At 68.6% G+C, this 3,374-nt stretch carries 3 protein-coding genes; all 3 read left to right on the top strand.

The features are described 5' to 3' along the window. Positions 1–646, top strand: a 646-nt coding sequence (locus tag AC1DZ6_RS21920; RefSeq protein ID WP_477099242.1) for a WD40/YVTN/BNR-like repeat-containing protein, incomplete at its 5' end; no start/stop codon positions are given. Positions 647–654: 8 nt separating this feature from the next. After that, positions 655–2,280: an alpha-L-fucosidase gene (locus tag AC1DZ6_RS21925; protein WP_477099243.1), complete on the top strand. Its 1,626-nt coding sequence runs from the start codon at positions 655–657 to the stop codon at positions 2,278–2,280. A 198-nt stretch (positions 2,281–2,478) separates the two neighbouring features. Continuing rightward, complete coding sequence (locus AC1DZ6_RS21930; protein WP_477099244.1) at positions 2,479–3,240, top strand: SDR family oxidoreductase; 762 nt, start codon at positions 2,479–2,481, stop codon at positions 3,238–3,240. The last annotated feature ends 134 nt before the right edge of the window (positions 3,241–3,374 follow it).

Raw genomic sequence — 3,374 nt, forward strand, 5'->3', positions numbered from 1 at the left:
CATCCACACCGGCCGCATCGCCCTCTCGGCCGACGGCAAGCGGATGGTCTGGGCCATGCGCAACGCCGCCCCCTACGTCTCCAGCGACGACGGCAAGACCTGGCGGCCAGTCAAAGGCGTGATCGCCGGCGAACGTCCCGACTTCAACCCCGCCTCGGACCGCGTGAACCCTTCGCGCTTCTACGTCTACGACGCCGCCCAGGGCGCGGTGCTGGCCAGCGCCGATGGCGGCGAGACGTTCAAGGTCACGGCCCGCGACCTGCCCAACGGCCGGCCGCTGAAGGCCGTCCCGGGGATCGAGGGCGAGCTGTGGCTGCCCACCGCCCAGGGCCTGATGCGCTCGACCAACGGCGGCGCCGGCTTCAAGGCGATCGGCGGCGTCGACGACGCCGGCCTGGTCGGCTTCGGCAAGGCCGCGCCGGGCCAGACCCATCCGGCGGTGTTCGTCTGGGGCAAGGTCGGCGGGGTCGAGGGCGTGTTCCGCTCCGACGACGTCGGCAAGACCTGGATCAAGCTGCACGACGACCGCTGGGGCTTCGCCGAATTGCGCGCCATGACCGGTGACCCGAACCGTTTCGGCCGTGTCTATCTCGGCGTCCACGGCCGGGGCATCCTCTACGGCGATCCGTCGCCGGTTAAGCCGTAGGATCTACGATGAGCTTCAATCGCCGCGACCTGCTGAACCTCGGCGCCGGCCTGGCCGCCGCCTCGGCCGCGCCCGCCTTCGCCGGCTCCAAAGGCGGCTTCCAGCCCAGCTGGCAGTCGCTGGCCGACGGCTACGAGACCCCCGACTGGTTCCGCGACGCCAAGCTCGGCATCTGGTCGCACTGGGGTCCGCAGTGCGTGCCGGAGTACGGCGACTGGTACGGCCGCCAGATGTATATCCAGGGCAATCCGTTCTACGAGCACCACGTCAAGACCTACGGCCACCCCACCAAGTTCGGCTTCATGGAGTTCATCCCGCGCTGGAAGGCCCAGAACTGGGATCCCGAAGGCCTGATGAAGAAGTACCAGGCCGCCGGGGCCAAGTACTTCATGTCGATGGCCAACCACCACGACAACCTCGACATGTTCGCCAGCCGCCACCACGCCTGGAACACCCTGCGGGTCGGTCCGGGACGGGACATCGTCGGGACCTGGGAAAAGGTCGCCCGCGCCCACGGCATGAAGTTCGGCGTCTCCAACCACGCGGCCCACGCCTGGCATTGGTGGCAAACCGCCTACGGCTACGACGCCGAGGGGCCACTGAAGGGCCGGCGCTATGACGCCTTCCAACTGACCAAGGCCGACGGCAAGGGCAAGTGGTGGCAGGGCCTGGACCCGCAGGCGCTCTACACCGGCGGCAGCATGGTCATTCCCGACGGGATAGACAGCATCGCCGCGGCCAACGCCTGGCACGACAAGCACGACGGCGAATGGCTCGAGACCCCGCCGCCGAACGATCCGGCCTTCACCGCGAACTGGCTGGCCCGCCAGAACGACCTGGTCGATCGCTACAAGCCCGACATGGTCTATTTCGACAATTACGGCCTGCCCCTGGGCCAGGCCGGGCTGTCGGCCACCGCCCACTACTACAACCAGGCCCGCGCCCGGCATGGCGTGGCCGACGTGGTGGTGACCGGCAAGAAGCTCAGCCCCCTGCAGCGGCGCGGGATCGTCGAGGACGTCGAGCGCGGCTTCTCCGACCGCCTGCGGCCCGAGCCCTGGCAGACCGACACCTGCATCGGCAACTGGCATTACGACCGCGGCCTCTACGACCGCGACGGCTACAAGAGCGCCCAGGACGTGATCCAGCGACTGATCGACGTGGTCAGCAAGAACGGCTGCCTGATGGTCTCCATCCCCCAGCGCGGCGACGGCACGATCGACGATAAGGAAGAGAAGGTGCTGGAGGGCATGGCCGGCTGGATCGACGTCAACGGCCCGGCGATCTACGCCTCGCGGCCCTGGCGGATCTTCGGCGAGGGTCCGACCAAGCTGGTCGAGGGCATGCAGAACGAAGGCGACGCCAAGCCGTTCGAGGCGGCGGACATCCGGTTCGTCACCAAGGGCGGGGACCTGTTCGCGTTGCCGATGGCCTGGCCGACGGGCGAGTTGGTGATCGAGAGCCTGGCGACGTCCGGGCCGACGAGTGCGGGCGAGGTGCGGCGGGTGGAGTTGCTGGGCTCGCCGGAGCCGCTAGTCTTTAAACGCGATGACAAAGGCCTGCGGGTCACGATGCCCAGCGCTCGGCCGGCGTTCACGCCGGTGCTGAAAATCTCTGGACCTGGATTGGTGTAACCACTTGCCCCCTACGGGCCTTCGGCCGTCTTCCCCCAAAGGGGGAAGAGGAACCGCCGCCGGCGCTGCGCGCACGTCCTCCGCCCCCTACGGGGGCGGACAGACCGCGAAGCGGTCAGGTGGGGGCAAGTGCGTGAGCCGCCGATGCATTGACGCCCTTTACGGCAGCCTCGCAGACTGCCGAAAAAAGGAAACGTCATGACCACCCTCACCGGCCGCACCCTCCTGATCACCGGCGCCTCCTCGGGCATCGGCGCCGCCCTGGCCCGCGCCGCCGCCAAGGCCGGGGCCWGGGTCGCCGCCGCCGCGCGACGGGCCGACAAGCTGGAGGCCTTGGTCGCCGAGATCACCGCCGACGGCGGAACCGCCCAGGCCTTCACGATGGACGTTGAGGACGAGGCCTCCATCATCGCCGGCTACGACGCCGTCGAAACCACGTTCGGCGCGCCGGAGTCGGTTATCGCCAACGCCGGCATCAACATCGAAGGCTCGGCGCTCGACATCAGCATCGAGGACTTCGACAAGGTCCTGAACGTCAATACCCGAGGCGTCTTCCTGACCGCCCGCGAAGGCGCGCGGCGGATGATCAAGGCCGGCAGCCCGGCCAGCGAGCGCGGCCGCATCCTGCTGGTCGCCTCGATCGGCGCGCACAAGGTGCTGCCCGGCCTGACCGCCTATGTCACCTCCAAGGCCGCCACCGCCCACATGGGCAAGAGCCTGGCCCGCGAGTGGGCGCGCAAGGGGATCAACGTCAACGTCCTGTGCCCCGGCTACATCAAGACCGAGCTGAACGACGACTGGTTCGAAAGCGAGGGCGGCCAGAAGCTGGTGGCGACGTTCCCCCGCAAGCGGCTGATGGACACCTCGGACCTTGAGGCCATGGCGCTGTACCTGACCTCGGACGAAGCTCGGGCGGTGACAGGGTCGGTGTTCACGGTGGACGACGGGCAGTCGCTTTAAAGACCTTCTCCCAGAGGGAGAAGGAGGGGCCCGCGCCGACAGGCGTGGGAGGATGAGGGGTTACGTCGTCGACGGCGTGCCGGCACACCGTCGAACTCACCACCCCCTCACCCTCCCATCGCAAGCGATGGGCC

It is taken from the genome of Caulobacter sp. P1_B12_2 (genome assembly GCF_056406675.1).

Excerpts from the sequence above, each read along its gene's own strand:
- AC1DZ6_RS21925 (WP_477099243.1), top strand. The coding sequence starts at position 655 with ATGAGCTTCAATCGCCGCGACCTGCTGAACCTCGGCGCCGGCCTGGCC.